The sequence below is a fragment of the Niastella sp. OAS944 genome, assembly GCA_024809215.1.
Lineage (GTDB): Bacteria > Bacteroidota > Bacteroidia > Chitinophagales > Chitinophagaceae > Niastella.
The window spans coordinates 168,312-187,515 of record JANUBW010000013.1 but is presented as its reverse complement, the minus strand read 5'-3'; the positions used below and the strand labels follow the sequence as shown (position 1 = coordinate 187,515).

Below are 19,204 nucleotides of genomic sequence, written 5' to 3'. Positions count from 1 at the left end.
TGCATTATTATCGCATTATCTAATTATCACATTATTACATTGACTTACATTTGTGGCATTACAAAAACTACATGCTCCATGAACGAAAAATTAGTTACACGCCTGGCCGCTGAACTGGCCGAGATAAAAACTGCCGGTTTATTCAAAACAGAGCGTATCATTGAGTCGCCACAGGGCGCAGAAATTATGGTGAATGGCAAAACGGTGCTAAACTTTTGCGCCAATAACTACCTTGGCCTTTCATCGCATCCTAAAGTTGTAGAGGCTGCTAAAAAATACGTTGACTTCAGGGGTTATGGCATGAGCAGTGTACGTTTCATTTGCGGAACACAGGATATTCATAAACAACTGGAAGAAAAGATATCTGCCTTTTTGGGTACCGAAGACACCATTTTGTATGTAGCCGCTTTTGACGCTAATGGCGGGGTATTTGAACCTTTGTATAACGAACAGGACGCCATTATCTCCGATGAGCTGAACCACGCCTCCATTATCGATGGGGTTCGCCTGTGTAAAGCCCAACGGTTCCGTTATAAGCATAATAACATGGCCGACCTGGAAGAGAAACTGAAAGAAGCACAGGCCTGCCGTAACCGTATTATTGTTACAGATGGCTCCTTTAGCATGGATGGCACCATTGCCCAATTAGATGCGATTGTTGAACTGGCTGAAAAGTATGATGCAGCCATTATGATAGATGAAAGCCACTCAAGCGGCTTTTTGGGTAAAACAGGTCGTGGTACCCATGAATACCGCGGAGTAATGGGTAAGATCGATATCATTACCGGTACGCTGGGCAAGGCCCTGGGCGGTGCATCGGGCGGTTTTACCAGCGGTCGTAAAGAGGTTATTGAAATGTTGCGTCAGCGTTCACGGCCGTACCTGTTCTCCAACACGCTGGCACCGGGCATTGTGGGCGCATCTATTGCCGTGCTCGATCTGTTGAGCGAAACCACTGAATTACGCGATAAGCTGGAATACAATACAAAATACTTTCGAAGCAAAATGACGGAAGCCGGTTTTGATATACGACCCGGCGACCATCCTATTGTGCCTATAATGCTGTACGATGCCGTTATAGCCCAAAATTTTGCCGCCCGCTTACTTGATGAAGGAATTTATGTTATCGGCTTCTTTTATCCTGTAGTGGCCAAAGGCCAGGCCCGCATTCGCGTTCAGCTAAGTGCAGCGCATGACCAGCAGCACCTCGATAAAGCCATTGCCGCGTTTACCAAAATTGGTAAGGAGCTTGGTGTGTTGGGAGAGAAGGTAGCTGGTTAATTGAAGGTTGTTTTAAAATAATAAGTCCGGGAGGAGCTTCATTTGACAGCGCTTCCCGGACTTTTTAACTTATCAACTTACTTCGCCGCTATCATACTTATCTCCACATTTACATTGCGGGGCAATCCTTTAACCGCAACTGTTTCGCGGGCAGGAAAGTTGCCGGTAAAATATCTGCCATACACTTCATTCACAGCATTGAAAAGCGACATGTCGGTAAGAAAAATAGTGGTCTTAACAACATGGCCGAAATCGTACCCGGCTTCAGTTAAAACAGCATTCAGGTTCTTCATAACCTGTTCGGTTTCGCCGGCTACGTCTTTAGCTTCAACAATGCCGGTAACAGGGTTAATGGGGACCTGGCCCGATATAAACAACAAATTGCCGGCTTGCACAGCCTGGCTATAGGGTCCAATTGGTGCTGGCGCCTGGATAGTATTGATGATGTTTTTTTGCATGGCGCAAAGGTAATTGTTTTCTTTGCGGGTAAATTAAGAAGCCCATGACTGTAGCCATTTTAGCCGATGAGTTATTAAAGCAGGAACTGCTTGCTAAAAAACTTCCCGAGGGTATTACGGTAGTTTGGGCAGATTCTATGCGGGCATTAACGATTGCAGATGCCGATGTGTATATTGATCTGTTGTTTGAGCCGGATGTTGAAAGAACACAACATTTAAAAAGACTGCAGCCCAAACCCGTGATCGTAAATGCTGTTAGTTATACAACAAAAAAGATAGGCGCCGACTTTATTCGTATAAATGCATGGCCCGGATTACTGCAACGGCCGGTGGTTGAAGTGGCCCTGCCTCCGGTTCTTAATGAAGCTATCGTGAAAGATATCTTTGATCAGTTGAAATGGAATTATGTGATAGCCCCGGATATTGCCGGTATGATCACTGCACGGGTACTGGCCACCATCATAAACGAAGCGTATTATACATTGGGCGCCCAGGTAAGTACGCGTGAGGAAATTGATATTGCCATGAAACTGGGCACCAGCTATCCTTACGGGCCGTTTGAGTGGGCCGCAAAAATAGGTTTGAAACGTATTTACGAATTGCTGGTTGAGTTAAGTAAGGTGGATGAACGTTATACGCCGGCGCCTCTGCTGAAAGCAGAGGCGAGTTGACAAGTTGATAAGTTAACGAGTTAACAGGGAGGTTGAAAAGTTGATAGAGGTGATAAAGTTGATAGTGATAGATTGATTTCACGAAAGCACCGTTAGAATCAAGAACACATAACCAAGAAAAAAGAATCTAAGAAGTAAGAATGATTATCTTAAGCATAGACACCGCCACCGACCAGGCCATTGTAAGTTTATCAAGAGAAGGAAGTGTAGTTGGTACGCTGGAAAACAACGCCCAGAAAGACCATGCAGCCTGGATTCAGATGGCTATCAACACGTTAGTACAAAAGCACGGGTACACCATGCAACAACTGCAGGCCATAGCCGTAACAGCTGGTCCGGGCTCTTATACTGGCTTGCGGGTAGGCATGGCAACTGCCAAAGGATTGTGTTTTGCTTTACAAATACCGCTCATAACAATTAATACCTTACAGGTAATGGCAAACGCGGCCATAGAACAGTACTTGTCAAAGGCTGCGGAAATGCCGTCTCCGCTGTGTTTTTGCCCAATGATAGATGCCCGCCGGATGGAAGTTTTCACTGCAGTATATGATGAGACTTTACAAGAAATTATTGCCCCTAAAGCAATGATACTTGAAGAATTATCTTTTAGGGAAGAGTTAAATGATCGTTCACTCATATGCTTTGGAAATGGCAGTTTTAAGTGGAAAACGGTAAGCAGGTATCCTAACGTTCAATTTATAGATGAAAAATTAGATATTGCTAAATCTCTTGCTAAACTAGCGTCCCACCTGTATTTAAGCCAGAATTTTGCCAACTTGGCGTACGCAGAACCCGTTTATCTAAAAGAATTTTACTCTTATATCAAAAAATGACCAAATGAAACTTTTATCGCCCTTTCATCCCTAGCATATCAATTTTCTTGTAAATTTGATTTTTAGCGTTATCCTATTAAATATCTTAAAAGCTCTGATGTGCACATGAACGTAACAACCAATTACTCCATGGTCTTAAATGCAGATGGTGGGGATGGTGAATCGGTAAAAGTTGACTTCCTGAACCTGAAAAAGGCTGCGATGATACTTCGCGCCTTGAACCACAAGCTGCGTCAACAGATCGTCAAACTAATCGATGAAAACAAGCGTCTTACCGTGACGGAAATTTATGTTCGTCTGCGGTTAGAACAATCCGTTGCATCCCAACACCTCGCAATTTTACGTAGGGCCGGCATCGTGAAAACTGACCTGGATGGTAAATTCATTTACTATTCTGTTAACAGTTCACGGGTAGCTCACATCATGAAATGCGTGGACGATCTTAACATCTGATAAGACGGAGACATCAAAAATTGTTTAAACAAGTTAACCTGTAGTCCTATGGGCTACGGGTTAACTTGTTATGGTGTACTTTTGCCTAAAATTGAACTACATGTTTATAAAGCAATTGTATACCAGCTGCTTGAGCGAAGCTGCCTATTACATTGAAAGTGATGGTGTTGCAGCTATTGTTGACCCCCTAAGGGACATTGACGGCTATGTTCAGCTTGCCAGGGAACGCAATGCTGAGATCAAATACATCTTCGAAACCCATTTTCACGCCGATTTCGTAAGTGGCCACCTTGATCTGCAAAAAGCCACCGGCGCCCCCATCGTTTACGGCCCTAATACCGAAACCAACTTCCCCATACATTTAGCTAAGGATGGCGAGCGGTTTACGCTTGGAAAAGCCTCTATTGAGGTTTTACATACGCCTGGCCATACTATCGAAAGCACCTGTTACCTGCTTCGTGATGAAACCGGTAACCCCAATGCTTTATTTACCGGCGATACCCTGTTTGTAGGTGAAGTTGGCCGCCCCGATCTTAGCAGCGGCGATTTGCCCAAAGAAGAACTGGCCTCATTACTGTACGACTCATTGAACAACAAGATAGCTACGTTGCCCGATAGCGTTGTAGTGTATCCGGCTCACGGGCCTGGCAGTAATTGTGGCAAGAACCTGGGGCCTGGCACCTCAAGCACCATAGGAGAGGAAAAAGCAAATAACTATGCGCTGCAACCTCAAACGAAAGAGGAGTTTGTAAAGGCTGTTACAGCCGATCTGCCAGCGGCTCCTTCATACTTTCCCATCAATGCAAGGATCAATAAAGAAGGCTACGATAGCCTTGAAAATATAATGGAAACAGCATTGACACCGTTGAGTGTGGTCGAATTTAAAAAGTGGATGGAAAATGAAGATACCATCATACTCGATACCCGTAAGGCCGGCGATTTTACCAAACAATTTGTGCCTGGTTCAATAAGCATTGGGCTTGAAGGCCGTTTTGCCGAATGGGCCGGTAGTCTGTTACCGTTTGATAAACCTATTATTCTGGTAACCGAAGAAGGGCAGGAAAAGGAAAGCGTGGTACGGTTAGCGCGGGTTGGGTTTTCACAAATACATGGTTACCTGGCTGGTGGGGTAGAAGGCTGGCGCCAGGCCGGTGAAGAAATTGACCTTATCATTGACGTTGAAACCGATGAATTGGCTATGGACCTTCCATATGATGATCATCTTGTAGCAGTAGACGTTCGGCGCGAAGCTGAGTTTGGCGATGGGCATGTACGCGGCGCCGTAAACATACCTTTAAACGAATTGACCGATCCTGGTTCTATGGCCAATATCGAAGAGCATCAAAACCTGTATATCTACTGCGGTAGTGGTTACCGTAGCGTTATAGCTGCTTCGTTAATGAAACGCCAGGGTATTCATAACCTGCGTAATGTATTGGGTGGCTTTAATGCTATAAGGGTGCAGGAAGGTATTGAGATCGTAAAAGATAGCAGCGTATTGAATTAGTTATAATGAACGAAATATCAAAAGCCTATAAGGAAAGAGTATTTGCTCAAACCTTATAGGCTTAATTTTTTGTACGCCTTCCTAATTAATTACTGTTAACTATGCACATTCGTACACGTTGACTATATTATTCTTAATTGCATACAGTACAAGACCTACTCTGCTTTTTACAGCCAGCTTTTCAAATAAAGCATCACGATAGCCATCAATAGTGCGTGCGCTAAGGAACATTTTTTCTGCTATTTCCTTATAAGTCATTTCAGTGCAAACCAGTTTCAAAAATTCTACTTCGCGGGGATTTAGCTGTGGAGGTCCTTTCGGTGAGTCGTTAGGTTCATCTAACTGGCCAGAGGCATGAATGAGTTTACCGGTAATAAGTTCTGAGTAATAGTATCCTTTACGCATTAATGAATCGAGCGCCCAGCGAAATTCTGTAGGTTCAATGTCTTTCAGAATGTAGCCTTTAGCGCCATTCTTCATCATACGAATGATTGAGTTTTCATTATCGAACATGGATAGTGCCAGGATCTTGATACCGGGATAATTACGTTTAAGCCATAAAGCAGTTTCATAGCCGTCCATTTCCGGCATATTGATATCGAGCAATACGATATCCGGTAACAGCCTGGGTTGTAATTGGTTGATAAAATCTTTTCCGTTATCGGCTTCAAAAAGAACAGCGTACGTTTCAAGCCCACGGATAAGATTGGCGAGTCCGTTGCGTAGCAGCGTATGGTCATCTACAATAGCCACGCTGGCATTAGTCTTTAGCATAATGGTTAAGGGTGTTTATGGTGAGGAAAAGGGTAGGGGGAACGACTCTTGTTCCTATTCGGGGGATACTGGGTTGGATTTGATTATGTGCACCGACTAATTGGGTACCGGCACTGCATTCCGGCACCTTATTCCAAAATTAAGATTTTCATTTATATCCTGCAACGTAAATAAAAACCTTTTCCAATGTCCGTTATAGTTATTGTTTACACCCTCATCAAGAAATTGATCTGGATTAAGTGTTTGACGACATTACTTGACTTGAAATTGACTCATTGTAAAACAAGAGTTGCAACAATGGGTTTGTAATTCATTAGTTTATGGAAAATAAAAAAGTCCATCATGAAAGATCATAAAAACATAACCTGTTAACGCATGTTTATAGTAGTATGTTAAGAATAAAAAGAATGACGTAAGTCATGAATGTTTAGGCAAAAGAACCCTCCCGATGTATCGGGAGGGTGTATGAGTTAAACGAAATTGAAATTATTTATCTACCCAGTGGTCACTGAATTTAGGATCGTATTTTACTTTCCAGCGGCGGTGGCTCCATAACCACATATCGGGTTGGTTTCTTATTGCCTGTTCAAGCTGGCGGGCGTAGCGTACCGTGATCTCTCCTTTTTCTAAAGACGCTGGCTCTTCTTCTGCCAGCGTAAGTACTACTTTGTAATAACCTCGTTTGGGCTTTTCAATATTGGCAAAAACTACAGGAATGTTACCTGCACGGGCACCTGTTTCGGGGCCAGGTACAAAACCGGTTGGCTTTCCAAAAAAGTTTAACCACAAACATTTTTCCGGACCCGATGGCGATTGATCGGCTACCAGGCCAATGCAATATTGCCGGTTGCGCCAGGGCAGCATAGCATTCCGCATGTTGGTAGCAGGCAATAATACGGAGCCCGATTTGGCGCGAAGTTTACGGAACAGCCTGTCCAATACCTGGTTTTTGATTGGCATATAAACACCCAAAAAAGTGTAGGGCATTACTTTACTGCCGGCCAGGTTTGCCCATTCCCAATTAAAGGTGTGGCCCAGGTGTATTTGACAGCTGCGGCCGGTTTTATATAATTCACTTAGCACTTCCCAATTGCCGCTCACCCTTTTTTGAATATAAGCATCGCTTGCCGAAACCATTTTAAGGGTCTCAATAAAGGAGTCGATGAAATTATGATAGAATTTACCGGCTATCTTTTTTCGTTCGGCCAGGCTTTTTTCGGGAAATGCAATTTCCAGGTTGTTAAGCACCACTTTGCGCCGATACCCTAACAGGCGATAGCCTATTAAATAAAGGATATCGGAAAGGATATATAATACACGAAGAGGTAGCAATGAGATCAGATACAATAAACTATAAACTATGTAATACATGGAGGGCAAAGATAATAGATTATAAACTGGCAGTTGCCAGTTGCCGGGCGCCAGGGAATACAAAATACAGTTTCAGGTTGCAGGTTTCAGGTTGCAGGGAATACAGAATACAGGTTAAATTGAGGCCCCTGTAACCTGTACCTTGTAACCCTAATTTTTACCCATTTACCCAATTCTTCGCTTCCTGCTCCACATGTTTTAGTTCAACCTTAACCTTGAACTTGTTGCGCAGGTGGCGGGCCAGCGCGTCGGCAGCATATACGCTGCGGTGCTGACCGCCGGTGCAGCCAAAACTTACACTCAGGTTATCGAAACCACGGCGAATATAATCTTCTACAGAAATGTCTACAATGTCGAACACGCTGTTCAGGAACTCGGCCATACGGGTTTGTTGTTCCAGAAAATCCTTTACGCCTTTATCGCGACCGGTTTGGGTTTTAAATTGTTCTAACCGGCCCGGGTTTAAAATACCCCGGCAGTCGAACACATAACCACCGCCGTTTCCAGATGAATCGCCGGGAATACCTTTTTTGAAAGAAAAGCTATGCACCCGTACTACCAGCGGCGTTTCGTCGTCGGCTGTTAATGGGGTAAACCGGTCAATGATCTCATCGCTCACACAAACCTGCAACACTTTATTGAATTCGGGTACTGCAATACCCAGGTTGTGGTCGTTGATGAAGCTGCGCAGATTCTTAAGCGCCTGCGGTATGCTGGTAAGGAACTGGGCTTTACGTTCAAAAAGGCCGCGGAAGCCATAGGCGCCCAACACCTGTAATAACCTTATTAGCACGTACCCGTTGTACTGGCTTTTGAACAGGTCGCGGTTAACCTGCTCGGCTTTTATTTGTTCAAATGAATCAATATAGTCATCCAGCAGGCGTTCCTTCCACTCATCGGGCAGGTTGGCCCGGGCCTGCCATATCATACTGGCCACATCGTATTGCGGGGCGCCCTGCATACCACCCTGGTAATCGATAAAATGTACCGAATCATTGGGGGTGACCAGAATATTGCGGCTTTGGAAGTCGCGGAACATGAAGTATTTATATTCAGTATGCGTGAGGTAGGTGCTCAGCGCTTCAAAATCATCGATCAGTTTTTGTTTGTCGTAGGGCTTACGTAATGCATCGAGGAAATAATATTTAAAGTACAGGAGATCGGCCATAATAGCCTGTTTGCCAAATTCCTGGTTGGTGAGGCAGCGGGTATAATCAAGCCCCTGGTGCCCTTTTATCTGCAATAGCGCCAATTGGTGCAAACTACCCCTGAACAGGCTGTATATATCTTCAGTAAAACCTTCGGCTTCGAGGCGGTTCAGTAAAGACACATCACCCATATCCTGTTGCAGGTAAATGGTTTTATCTTCACTCAATGCATAGATCTCCGGAACCGGAAGCTGCTGGTTATAAAAGTGTTGAGAAAAGTAAATAAAGGTTTCATTCTCCGGAACGTTATGGCCGTGGGTGGCAATACATGTTCCTTTTTTGGTATGGATGCGAAAATATCTTCTGTCTGACCCCGATTGAGGCAGAATCTCTATTCGATCACAGGCTGATCCGCTCCACTCTGCATAGAGCTTATTGATTCCGTCGATTATTGATTGCATAGTTGTTTATAGGTGAGTAAAAATAGTGTAATAAAGTCATGCCGGGATGCAAAAAAACGCAGTTAAATTTTCCCCAATCAGGGTAGTTTCCGATTGCTGGTTAAAGCCTCCGGCTGCCGGTGGCCTGAATTTAGGAGGGTAATTCTTTACCTTTTGTTTACCCTTTAGGTAAAGAGAAGGTAATGTTAGGGCATTGTTGGGGTTTAGCAAATACGAACAACGGGTAAACTTTAGGTAAAGAATAGGTAAGCAAAAGGTAACCGTTAGGTAAGCAAGAGTTAAGCAATGGGTAAGGTTTAGGTAAGCAAAAGGTAAACAAACTTGATCGTTATCTACTAACTTTAGCTGTTCGAAAGACAGCATACAAAATGAACGAGCTTTTACAATATATACATTCTCTAACGGCTTTCGATACCGAAAGCTGGGCGTTGCTGCAGCCTGCCTTAACACAACAAACGTTCAACAAAAATGAACTGTTGTTAAAGGAAGGACAGGTTTGCCGTTCCCTGTTCTTTATTGTTAAAGGATATTGTAAAAGTTATTACGAAGTGGATGGACTGGTAAAGAACACCGGTTTCTTTTTTGAGAACGAAATAGCTACCAACATCAGCAGCTTTGGCAGCGGACAGAAAAGTGAATTTAATATTGTTGCCTGTGAGCTACTAACTGTTATCATTATTGATAAAGAAAAGCTTTTTCAGGCAGCACAGCAGGCGCCTGAAATTGAAACCTTAGGCCGTCAATGCATTCGTTTGTTTGCCACCAAACAAGAGGAGTTTTCAAATTTATTTAAATTATATACGCCACAGGAACGCCTTGAATATATGGAAACCAGGCACCCCGCCATGTTACAAAGAGTATCACTTTCCCAACTAGCTTCGTTTTTAGGTGTGGCCCGCGAAACATTAAGCCGCATAAGAAAGCGCCGTTCGCATGTTTGATTTTTGTGACGATCGTCACAGGATGAAGCCGGCGCAGGGTTTGATTTTTGCAGAAAGAATACATTATGCAAAAGCTTCAGAAGATCAACGAAACAACCAATGTGCTTACGTGGTTCGAGATTCCTGTAACGGATATAGACAGGGCAAAAACATTCTATGAAACTATTCTTGATATTACTATGGTTAAACGGGCCGATGGTAACGATGAGTCTGTTTTCTTTCCGCACAACCCCAATGTTGTGCAGGCAACAAGTGGCCGTGTAACCGGCGTGTTGTCAAAAACAGCCAGGAACAAACCTGCCAGCCATGGAACAATGGTTTATATAAATGCGAGCCCCGACCTGCAATTGGTGGTTGATAAAGTTGAAAAAGCAGGCGGAAAAGTTATTGTGTCACGTATGGAAATACCCGCTGGTTTTATTGCCATCATCCTGGATACCGAAGGCAACAAAGTAGGCCTGCATGCCGAAAAATGATTGGCTTAATCATCCTCATCCTCTTCTTCTTCCTTATGTAGTTTTACAAAAGCCGCGCGTTTAGGACCGGGGAAGGGGATGTGATCACCTTTTAGGCCGTGCCACAGTACAATATTAAACTCCAGGTCGGGCACAGCATCTTCCTTTGTTAAGTTGAAAGTCTCTGACTGTTGCTGCCATTTGTTAACGGCAACATTTTTTTCATTTAAATCAATATTGGCGGGCAGCGCAGTAAAAGGTTTACTGTTTGGCGTATTGTTAAAGCACCGCCACATAGGTGTTGCGGCCGCATCATACTGGCTCATGGGCGCTATGCCCAATATTAGTTCTATGGTCCTCAGCATAGACGTGGTAGAGTACATGGTATGGTCAACATAATTGCGTTTAACCAAACCGCCAGCCACATAAGCAGTGCTGCGGTGCGCATCAACATGATCGGCGCCGTTCTGTGCATCATCTTCAATTATAAAAATGGCGCATTCATTCCATATAGGGCTTTTGCTTAAGTACTCCACAAACATGCCAACTGCCAGATCGTTATCGGCCACATGCGCATAGGGGGTAGGTTTGCCTTTGCGTAAACCTTCTGTATGGTCGTTACCAAAACGAACCGAATTGAATTTGGGCAACTGGTTGATGGCGAGCAAAGAATCGAAGTCTTTTTTCCATTGGTAAAAGCGGGTGGTGTCGCGGGTGCTCAAATCCCAGCCGGTATAAGTAGCACAAAAATGTCCTTTCAGTACAGGAATGTTTGGTTTTTGGTTATCGGCAAATTCGCCATAGGTGCGAAAACTTACACCTGCCCGGTTGCAGTGGTCCCAAATAAATCCTTTTTTATTATTGGCAATAGGGCGGTGGCCTTCTGCCGAATAAGTACCACCGCGGCCGCCATAACTGGTAGGCCAGGTTTTTTCGAGATAGTCGGTTGCATAGGCGCCCATCGTCCAGTTATGGCCATCGGCGCTTACTTCACCATCAACATAAAAGTTATCTAATAAAACAAACTCACGCGCAAGGGCATGCTGGTTTGGGGTATGTTTTTCACCAAATAAAACCAGCTTGCTATCGCCGTTACCTTCAGCCATATCGCCCAATACCTGATCGTACGTGCGGTTTTCTTTTATAACATAGAACACATACTTTATGGGCGATGCATCGCCCACTTTCATTGGCACGGGATTGCCAACCTCACCTTGCGATTGTAATTCTTTATCCTTATTGTAAGGTGTATTGTCATAAACCATTTTTGAGTAAAGGCTCATTTGCTTTTCAGATGGTTCATCAATAATGCTTAAGGTGCCTTTAAACAAACCGGCAATGTATTCTACAGCTGCCGGCTTTTTGTTATCGCCTTGTTGGAAGTTCACTTCTTCCCGCTTTTTAACGGGATTGGGGCCTCCGGGATTGGGCAGCGAAGAAAAGCCCTTACCATTAGCAACAAACAATTTTTTGCCAATCATTTTAACGCTGGTTGGGTACCAGCCTGTAGGTATAAAACCTTTTGATGAACTGGCTGCCGGCCTGGTTACATCAAACACGGCGAGGCAGTTGTTATCGGCATTGGCTATGTATAATGTTTTTTCGTTGGCGCTTAATGCAAGCCCGTTGGTGGTTGAGCCGTTAGGCGCATCGGCATATAAGGCCGTGTTAAAAGTTTCAATAACCTTTCGCAGCTTTACATCTATTACTGAAACTGAATTATCGTTGGCGTTGGCAACATACAGGTATTGGCCTTTTTTTGTAAGGCAAAGCTCATTGGGGTTATCGCCTACAGCAATGCTATCGGTAATGGTTTTGCTGTTGGTATTAAAAACAAGTAATTTATCGCCACCCCATAACGAAATATACAATTCTTTTTTATTGGGCGAAAGCAAACAGGTGTATGCTTCTGCTGACAGGGGTATGCGCTGTAGTGTATTTTTGGTAGTGAGATCAATTATATAAAGACTGTTGTCTTCACGGGTTACTACGTACAGTAATTTGCGGGCATCGTCAATATCCAGGCCGGCAGGTGATATTTTTGCAGGCCATTTTTTACCCAGTTTGATACTGTCTTTTAGAACCAGTTTTTTATCGGTAATGGCGTATTGTAAGATCCAGTTATCATTTCCGCCCGACGCGTACAGGTATTTTTCATCGGCAGAAAACCGCAATCCATACCAGCTTTTAGCAATTACCTCGCTGTGTAATACAGTTTCTTTTTTTGCATCGATGACTTGTAGCGACTGAACGCTTTGTCCGTTGTTGGTAACGGCCAGGTATTTTTTTGAAGGAGAAACTACTAAGTTCAGGGGCAGATCGCCCAATGGTAAGGAACGGCCGGCCGGTGATAAGAACCAGCCATTGGACAACTTTACCTTTTCTGCTGGTGCGCCGCTATATTTAGTAGGTTGGGCAAATGAAGCGTATGTACTGGTGAGTAATACGAATACCGCCTTGTAGAATTTTTTGATCATGTTCAGTAGCTATGCTAATAAAGGTACTGCATTGTACTGTTTATGATCGCATTTCATAATTTTTTAATGCAGGCTTATTTTTCAAATAATTGTTCGGCCTGCGCTACTGAATCGGGCTTGCCTACATCGATGAACTTTGAGCCGCTGTGATCGAAACCTTTTATGGTGTAATTAGCCGCCAGCTCAAGGTAAACATCAACAATGGAGAATTTTCCCTGACGGTTTATAAGCGTTAACAGCTTTTTGCTGATAACATGTATGCCACTGAATGCTTTGGGTATGTAAGTGGCGGCAGACCGGGCTATTTTTTCCTCACCGGTTTTGGTATTACGCCAGCCAACAAGCGTATTGTGCTCATCGAATAAAAAGTATCGGGAGGTTGTGCGGTTGGTAACTGCAATGGTTGATAGCGGCTGCTGCTGTTGATGAAATGTAATGAGCTTGCCCAGATCGAGATCGGTAAGAATATCAACGTTAATGACCACAATATTATCTGCCGTGAACAGCGGTTCGGCTTTCTTGAGGCCGCCGCCTGTTTCCAATACCATATCGGTTTCGTCGCTGATGGTAATGTTGCTGCCCCAGCCTTTGTTTTGCTGTATGGCCTCAACAATTTGATCGGCGAAGTGATGCACATTCACCACTACATTGCTAATACCGTACTGGTGCAGGTACTCAATATTACGACTCAGTAAGCTTTTGCCATTTACAACAGCCAGTGCTTTGGGATGTTTGTCGGTCCACGGTTTGAAGCGGGTACCTAAACCGGCGGCGAAAACCATTCCTTGCAAAGCTTCCTTAGTTTGAACCATATTGAATTTTTTTCTCCAGATCAATTAACCATTGTTCTACCGGAACTATTGTGTCTTCAAGCGTTATTCTGCCCGAACCATCTATGATCTTTTCTATAGAAAGTTCCAACTCGTTTTTTTTACCTTTTAATACCAATTGCATATTGGCTGCAGGTTTGGTTCTTATAATATTATTGGTAACAGTTATTTTCTGCAGCCATCCTAAAGTATCCAGTAAGGCAAGCTCGCCAAACTTCCAGATGTAAATGTTATGAGTTATGCGATCGATTAACGTAAAATATATTTCTTCCTCTACTTTCTGTTTAATGGGCTTTGCAACGATCCTGAAACAATAATTCTCGTTTTCTTTTTCTCTGATAATTCTTTCGTGAAAGATGCCCCATTCCCGTGCGTGATGTATTGCCTTGTCAATTTTAGTAACGTCTAAACTGTCTAAAGCTGCAATGTCTTTCAGCCCATTATTAATTTTTTCGAGCATCAATGCTTCCAGTTCATCGCCCGATGCATTTAGCAGTTCCTCTTTTGTCATCACAGCTATTCCAAATCTGTACCAATCTTCCAGTTCATAGGCCCGGGCAATTGCTTCTTCTTTGGTTTCGCCAATAGAAATATAAATATGACTATACCCCGGGCATTTAAACTCATTCTTCTGCAGAATTCTTAAAATTACCTGGGTAAATGTGAATAAGTAAAAATAAGTATTAGGTATGCTGTAAGTAAAATATATCCTGATATCCTGTAACAGGGTATCGGGCTCCGGGTATTGTTGCCTGCGCAACTCCCTTTTGGCAAGATTCGTTTTATATGTTTCCCTATTGAATTTATTTGCCATCAGCGGCAGTATAATCAATTTACAAAACAATGTTCTGCACCAGCGTACTCTTGTACGGATAGTCGGTGTTAAAATGCAATCCACGGCTTTCTTTACGGAACTGGGCACATTTTACGATGAGGTAACCCACCGTTATCATATTGCGCAGTTCGCATAGTTGAGGCGAAAGAGCGGTTGTTTGATACAGTGCTTCCGTTTCTTCCCACAACAGATCGAGGCGTTTGGCTGCACGTTCTAACCTGATGTTGGTTCTTACAATACCTACATAATCGCTCATTACCTGTTGTAGCTCTTTAAAGCTTTGGGTAATAAGGATCATTTCCTTTGGCTGTGTGGTTCCGGTTGCTTTCCAGTCGGGCATCGATTGGGCTTCAACCGACCAATCGATGGTTTTTATTTTTTCAGCAGCATCAGTAAAACAGCGATGGGCAAAAACCATTGCTTCGAGCAGGGAGTTACTGGCCAACCGGTTGGCGCCATGTAATCCTGTGCTGGCGCATTCACCGGCAGCGTATAAATGTTTTATAGAAGTACGTCCCCATTCATCGGTCTTAATGCCGCCGCAACTATAGTGCGCAGCCGGCGCTACCGGTATATAGTGTTTCGATACATCGATACCAATGGACTTACACTTTTCGTAAATGTTGGGAAAGTGCTCAATAAACTTTTCAACAGGTATATGGGTAACGTCGAGGAATACGTGTTCGGTACCATTTATTTTCATTTCACTATCTATGGCGCGGGCAACAATATCGCGTGGGGCCAGGTCTTTACGGGGGTCGTACCGTTCCATAAAAGCTTCCCCTTTCTTGTTGCGAAGAATGCCGCCATCGCCACGTACCGCCTCGGTTATCAGAAATGACTGGCCAATTACACCCGGTTCGTACAAGGCGGTTGGGTGAAACTGTATGAACTCCATGTTCTCAATACGGCCCTTTGCACGGTATACCATGGCAATGCCATCACCGGTGGCAATATTGGGGTTGGTTGTTGAGCGATATACCTGCCCGTTGCCACCGCTGGCCAATACCGTTATTTTGGAAAGGATCTTTTCAATTTTGTCGTTCTGCCGGTTTAAGACGTACACCCCATAACATTCAATATGTGGTGTTGATTTGGTTACCAGATAACCAAGGTGGTGCTGGGTAAGCAGGTCAACTACAAAACAATGTTTTACTATTTCAATATTGGGATAGCTTTTTACGGCATCAAGCAGGGCGCGTTCCATTTCCTTACCGGTAACATCTTTATGGTGCAGAATGCGGAATTCGCTGTGCCCGCCTTCTTTGCCCAATTTATAATCACCATCAGATTGTTTATCAAATTGGGCACCCCACTCAATCAGTTCCTGAATACGATCAACGCCTTCTTTCACTACAATTTCAACCACCTGTTTATTGCACAGGCCGTCGCCGGAAATAAGGGTATCTTCAATATGTTTGTCGAAGCTGTCTTTTTCAAAATCTGTTACACCAGCAATACCGCCCTGGGCGTACTTGGTATTCGTTTCATCGGCCTGGGTTTTGGTAATTACCAAAACCTTTTTATCAGGAAAACGTTGAGCCGCCTTGAGTGCAAAGGTCAATCCGGCAATACCGGAGCCGATAACAAGAAAATCAGTTTGCATAATTTATTGAGTTCCAGAACCTCAAACCTAGTTAAAAATGCTTATTAATCCAATGTTATGCCTGCGGCTTAGTACTGTATGCTGTAAGCAAACTTTTCAGGGTTTTCCAGTAACTCAAGCAGGTTGTACTTCATGGTCACTGTTTTTCCATCGGGCGATAATTTAATAAGCGGGTTATCACTCTTTTTGGCAGCGCGTGGTAATTTGATGGTGGTAGTGTACAATATTTCCATTCCCGAGCTGGTGAGTTGTTTCATTTGGGCCATTTCGGGGCGGGCCATAAACTCTTTGTATTTTTCCTGGTTTACCTTTTTTTCAATAAGGTCTTTCTTGATGGTAACATTGTAAATACCGGCAAAATCGCCCATATCGGGTCCTTTGGGTGCTGCTGCATCCTGATCGCCTTCTTTTTTACCGAATACATTTTTCAATGCTTCGCTCATACCTGTTCCGCCGCCGGCCTTGCCGCTCATTAACTGTTGCAGGCTGTTGAGGTCTTTGTAGGGGAAGCTCATATCGAGTTTGAATATCTTTTCCTTGATATTCATTTGCATTTTCATTTTGCCGTCTTTCATCAATACTTTTTGTTCGGCGGTAGCATCTTTGTTCGAATCGAGCAAGGATTTAAAAAGAACGGTGGTATCGAGCACTCTGTCGAGTCCTTCTTTTTGCAACTCTTCTTCACCGGCATAAGTTTGCATCATATCTATGAGAGCGCTCATATCCATTTTGGTAACATAGGTGCCGCTGCCATCGGCATTGATCTCGATATCTTCATTCACTTCATAGCAGCTCACAAAGAAAATGCTGATCGCTACGGTCAGGGCGTATTTAAAATACTTCTTCATCATTACAGGTGGTTTAATTACGGCAAGTTAATCGTTTTCAGCCACTCCCGCCTGGTACCAAACCGTAAAAGTTTGCGACTGTTTAGGGCTGAGCAGTACCAGGCCCATTCCGTTGTTAAAACAATCGGGTGCGGCGCTTAAGTTTTCAATGGCAATGCTTTTTCGATGTGGTGGGGTGTATAATTGTAGGTATGGGTACCGTTTATTGGTATAGATAGCAACAAATGCCTCATTTGCGGGATTATAGAGAAAAGCGGCCGGATTTTGATCAACTGGTTCAATTACGTAGCAATTGTTTAATTCCAGCATACCCAGTGGGGTTTGGTTAAACCATGAAGGATCGTGTATAAGCTTACCTGTAGGCAGCAACCGCTCATCAAATTCAACCATGGAAGTGGTGCTTACATCAATCTGGTAATCACTGATGTCATTACCACCCAATTGAAAATAAGGGTGCCAGCCATCGGCTACAGGTATTTCTACTGAATCGAGGTTCAGAATGGTGGTTTCTACCTGCAAAACGTTTTGCGGAATAAGGGAATAGCGTACTTCGCATACATAATCGAATGGATAGCCCGCATCTTCGCGGTTGTAATGATACCTGAGTGTAACACTTGCCTGGTTATCATCGGCAAATTCACTGGTTATTTTAAAAGGTTTATTGTACAATAAACCGTGAATGGCGTTGCCATCGTTTAATTTTTTGCTGATCTCAAATGCTTCATCGTCAATTTTGTATTTGCCATCGCGCAAGCGGCAAACGAAAGGCGATAACTTACTGCTTTTGTAGGAAATGCCCAGTTCCTGCTCCACCTGCTGCCGGCTCGAATAATTGTCGATAATATTGAGTGGTTCCCGGTTTACCTCCACTTCAAAGCTATGCAGCAGGGCGCCGTATTCAGGTAGAATGGTGATGATTGTATTTGTTGCATTATCTTGCAGCTTTACCAACGACAACCCGTTCTGGCTAATGCGGGAAACGCGAAAATTCATAGTGTCTATTTAGGAATTACGGAAATTTTTTAAAATTAATACATCTAACGATAGTAGCATGATCCAAAAATTACAACAGGCCTTCAGAGAACGGTATAACAAAGAAGCCACCATCATAGGCGCACCTGGAAGGGTTAATCTTATTGGTGAACACACCGACTATAACTATGGTTTTGTTTTGCCCGGAGCCGTAGATAAAAAGATCTATGTAGCCATTGCCCCAAATGGGACCAATACAGTGAATGTATTTGCCAACCAGTTCAACGAATCATATTCATTTTCTTTAGATGTTAGTGAGCCGCACAAGGGCTGGATGAACTACCTGCTGGGTGTTACTTATCATATTCAGCAGAGAGGAAAAAAGATTGAAGGGGTAGACCTTATCATCGATGGCGACATTCCAGTTGGTGCAGGCATGAGCTCATCTGCCGCTTTATGTTCTGCCTATGGTTTTGGGTTGAATGAATTGTTTCAGTTGGGGTTGAGCCGTATGGATCTAGCGTTCATTGGTCAAAAAACCGAACATACGTTTGTAGGTTTGCAATGCGGCATTATGGACCAGTTTGCCAGCCTGCACGGAAAAAAGGGTCATGTGATGAAGCTCGACTGCCGCAGCCTGGAGTATGAATATATTCCATTTGATTTTCCCAACTATAAGATCGTACTGGTAAACAGTATGGTAAGCCATACACTGGCCAGCAGCGAATACAATATTCGCCGTCAACAATGTGAAGAAGGTATTGCCATTTTGAAAAAGCATTATCCCCAAATAACATCATTACGCGATATAGAACCGGCTCAACTGCTACAACACAAAGACGAATTGCCACCAATTGTATTTGACCGTTGTTCATATGTGGTATATGAAAAGGAGCGGGTGCTTGCCAGTTGCGAAGCGTTGAAAAAGAATGATCTTACCACATTTGGTAAACTGATGTTCGCTACGCACGAAGGGTTAAGCAAAAAGTACTCGGTGAGTTGTACCGAACTTGATTTTCTGGTTGAATGTGCACAGCATATAACCGGTGTTGCCGGCGCCCGTATGATGGGTGGTGGTTTTGGCGGTTGTACCATCAATATTGTACAGGCCGATGCTGTTGATAACTTTACGCAAAAGATACAGTCGGCGTTCACTAACCTGTTTAAGAAAACGCCTGAGGTGTATGTGACGCAGATTGAAGATGGAGCTAAGATAATAGGCTAATGTGCTAATATGCTAATGTGATAATGAAACCGTGCAAGCCGCAAGCGGCCTGCACGGT

The 19,204-nt window shown here is 43.7% G+C and carries 18 protein-coding genes; 8 read left to right on the top strand and 10 right to left on the bottom strand.

The window, feature by feature from the left end:
- The first annotated feature begins 78 nt into the window (after positions 1 to 78).
- Positions 79 to 1,281 (top strand): glycine C-acetyltransferase, encoded by a 1,203-nt coding sequence (gene kbl / locus GGD38_RS34825; protein WP_375297831.1) that lies wholly within the window; start codon positions 79 to 81, stop codon positions 1,279 to 1,281.
- 77 nt (positions 1,282 to 1,358) lie between these two features.
- On the opposite strand, the gene GGD38_RS34820 is transcribed toward kbl, so the two are convergent.
- Positions 1,359 to 1,739 (bottom strand): RidA family protein, encoded by a 381-nt coding sequence (locus tag GGD38_RS34820; protein ID WP_375297832.1) that lies wholly within the window; start codon positions 1,737 to 1,739, stop codon positions 1,359 to 1,361.
- 44 nt (positions 1,740 to 1,783) lie between these two features.
- On the opposite strand from GGD38_RS34820, the gene GGD38_RS34815 reads away from it, so the two are divergent.
- The 4 genes from GGD38_RS34815 to GGD38_RS34800 all read left to right on the top strand — a co-directional run bounded on the left by GGD38_RS34815 (position 1,784) and on the right by GGD38_RS34800 (position 5,203).
- Positions 1,784 to 2,410, top strand: a complete 627-nt coding sequence (locus GGD38_RS34815; RefSeq protein WP_375297833.1) for a 3-hydroxyacyl-CoA dehydrogenase family protein — start codon at positions 1,784 to 1,786, stop codon at positions 2,408 to 2,410.
- 140 nt (positions 2,411 to 2,550) lie between these two features.
- Positions 2,551 to 3,243, top strand: coding sequence for a tRNA (adenosine(37)-N6)-threonylcarbamoyltransferase complex dimerization subunit type 1 TsaB (tsaB, locus tag GGD38_RS34810; protein WP_375297834.1), 693 nt, complete (start codon positions 2,551 to 2,553; stop codon positions 3,241 to 3,243).
- A 105-nt stretch (positions 3,244 to 3,348) separates the two neighbouring features.
- Positions 3,349 to 3,696: an ArsR/SmtB family transcription factor gene (locus GGD38_RS34805; RefSeq protein WP_375297835.1), complete on the top strand. Its 348-nt coding sequence runs from the start codon at positions 3,349 to 3,351 to the stop codon at positions 3,694 to 3,696.
- A gap of 100 nt (positions 3,697 to 3,796) precedes the next feature.
- The gene (locus GGD38_RS34800; protein WP_375297836.1) at positions 3,797 to 5,203 is read left to right on the top strand and encodes a rhodanese-like domain-containing protein; all 1,407 of its coding nucleotides are present in this window, start codon (positions 3,797 to 3,799) and stop codon (positions 5,201 to 5,203) included.
- 99 nt (positions 5,204 to 5,302) lie between these two features.
- On the opposite strand, the gene GGD38_RS34795 is transcribed toward GGD38_RS34800, so the two are convergent.
- From GGD38_RS34795 to GGD38_RS34785, 3 genes are all read right to left on the bottom strand, one after another.
- Positions 5,303 to 5,977: a response regulator gene (locus GGD38_RS34795; RefSeq protein ID WP_375297837.1), complete on the bottom strand. Its 675-nt coding sequence runs from the start codon at positions 5,975 to 5,977 to the stop codon at positions 5,303 to 5,305.
- A 486-nt stretch (positions 5,978 to 6,463) separates the two neighbouring features.
- Positions 6,464 to 7,348, bottom strand: a complete 885-nt coding sequence (locus GGD38_RS34790; protein WP_375297838.1) for a lysophospholipid acyltransferase family protein — start codon at positions 7,346 to 7,348, stop codon at positions 6,464 to 6,466.
- A gap of 157 nt (positions 7,349 to 7,505) precedes the next feature.
- Complete coding sequence (locus tag GGD38_RS34785) at positions 7,506 to 8,957, bottom strand: phosphotransferase (protein ID WP_375297839.1); 1,452 nt, start codon at positions 8,955 to 8,957, stop codon at positions 7,506 to 7,508.
- Between the two features lie 368 nt (positions 8,958 to 9,325).
- On the opposite strand from GGD38_RS34785, the gene GGD38_RS34780 reads away from it, so the two are divergent.
- Both GGD38_RS34780 and GGD38_RS34775 read left to right on the top strand, forming a co-directional pair.
- Entirely contained in the window at positions 9,326 to 9,898 is a 573-nt protein-coding gene (locus GGD38_RS34780; protein WP_375297840.1) for a Crp/Fnr family transcriptional regulator, read from the top strand.
- 65 nt (positions 9,899 to 9,963) lie between these two features.
- Positions 9,964 to 10,374 carry a VOC family protein gene (locus GGD38_RS34775; protein WP_375297841.1) on the top strand — a complete coding sequence of 137 codons (411 nt, stop codon included), beginning with the start codon at positions 9,964 to 9,966 and terminating at the stop codon, positions 10,372 to 10,374.
- Between the two features lie 5 nt (positions 10,375 to 10,379).
- Here the strand turns inward: GGD38_RS34775 and GGD38_RS34770 are convergent, their stop codons facing one another.
- The 6 genes from GGD38_RS34770 to GGD38_RS34745 form a co-directional block, all read right to left on the bottom strand.
- The gene (locus GGD38_RS34770; RefSeq protein ID WP_375297842.1) at positions 10,380 to 12,830 is read right to left on the bottom strand and encodes a beta-propeller fold lactonase family protein; all 2,451 of its coding nucleotides are present in this window, start codon (positions 12,828 to 12,830) and stop codon (positions 10,380 to 10,382) included.
- Positions 12,831 to 12,904: 74 nt separating this feature from the next.
- Positions 12,905 to 13,642 carry an NDP-sugar synthase gene (locus tag GGD38_RS34765; protein WP_375297843.1) on the bottom strand — a complete coding sequence of 246 codons (738 nt, stop codon included), beginning with the start codon at positions 13,640 to 13,642 and terminating at the stop codon, positions 12,905 to 12,907.
- Positions 13,629 to 14,474 carry a hypothetical protein gene (locus GGD38_RS34760; protein WP_375297844.1) on the bottom strand — a complete coding sequence of 282 codons (846 nt, stop codon included), beginning with the start codon at positions 14,472 to 14,474 and terminating at the stop codon, positions 13,629 to 13,631. Before GGD38_RS34760 ends, GGD38_RS34765 begins: the two co-directional genes overlap by 14 nt.
- Before the next feature lie 19 nt (positions 14,475 to 14,493).
- Positions 14,494 to 16,101: an L-aspartate oxidase gene (gene nadB / locus GGD38_RS34755; RefSeq protein WP_375297845.1), complete on the bottom strand. Its 1,608-nt coding sequence runs from the start codon at positions 16,099 to 16,101 to the stop codon at positions 14,494 to 14,496.
- A gap of 68 nt (positions 16,102 to 16,169) precedes the next feature.
- A complete protein-coding gene (locus GGD38_RS34750) occupies positions 16,170 to 16,952 on the bottom strand; it encodes a hypothetical protein (RefSeq protein WP_375297846.1) in 783 nt (260 codons plus the stop codon).
- Between the two features lie 24 nt (positions 16,953 to 16,976).
- Positions 16,977 to 17,942 carry an aldose 1-epimerase gene (locus GGD38_RS34745; RefSeq protein ID WP_375297847.1) on the bottom strand — a complete coding sequence of 322 codons (966 nt, stop codon included), beginning with the start codon at positions 17,940 to 17,942 and terminating at the stop codon, positions 16,977 to 16,979.
- Between the two features lie 58 nt (positions 17,943 to 18,000).
- Between GGD38_RS34745 and galK the strand changes: the two genes are divergently transcribed.
- Positions 18,001 to 19,146, top strand: coding sequence for a galactokinase (gene galK, locus GGD38_RS34740; protein WP_375297848.1), 1,146 nt, complete (start codon positions 18,001 to 18,003; stop codon positions 19,144 to 19,146).
- Positions 19,147 to 19,204: the final 58 nt, after the last annotated feature.